Below are 558 nucleotides of genomic sequence, written 5' to 3'. Positions count from 1 at the left end.
TGACAGGTGCCGCTAGGTCTCGGTGGTGGACTTGAGCCCCGATCATTTTAAGCGCGCCGAACCTCGGCCGGTAAGCTGTTACGCTTTTCTTAGAGGGTAGCTGCTTCTAAGCTCACCTCCCGGCTGTCTAGGGCTCGGCACCACTTTCGATCGCACTTAGTCCACACTTGGGGACCTTAACCCAGCTCTGGGTTGTCTCCCTCACGGTACACAGGCTTACCCCGCGCACCGGACTCCCTGCGTCAAACGGCGTTTGTAGGTTCGGAGTTGGACAGGGGGGCACACTCCTCTCGGAGTGCGATCCCCCAATCCGTCGCTCTACCCCACAAACTACCTCGGCAGAGGTCATGCTTCGACATGTTTCGGTTGGAACCAGCTGTTTCCGGACTCGATGGGCCTTTCACCCCTAAACGTAAGTCACGAGAGGGTATTGTAGGACACCAACTCTAACAGGCCTCCACGCACCTTTCGGCACGCTTCACCTTGCTCACGCCTAGATCGTCCGGTTTCGGGTTGTGCCCGTTTGACTCCCCGCGCTTGAACACGGTGGCCCTCGTC

At 58.6% G+C, this 558-nt stretch carries 1 rRNA gene; it reads right to left on the bottom strand.

Annotation, left to right across the window (positions count from 1 at the left end):
• Positions 1–558 (bottom strand): 23S ribosomal RNA (locus ACSFDB_RS21005); the annotation flags it as partial.

The sequence above is a fragment of the Natronorubrum amylolyticum genome, assembly GCF_052040145.1.
Taxonomy (GTDB): domain Archaea; phylum Halobacteriota; class Halobacteria; order Halobacteriales; family Natrialbaceae; genus Natronorubrum.
The sequence above is the reverse complement of the archived record's forward strand: the minus strand, read 5'-3'. Positions and strand labels throughout refer to the sequence as shown.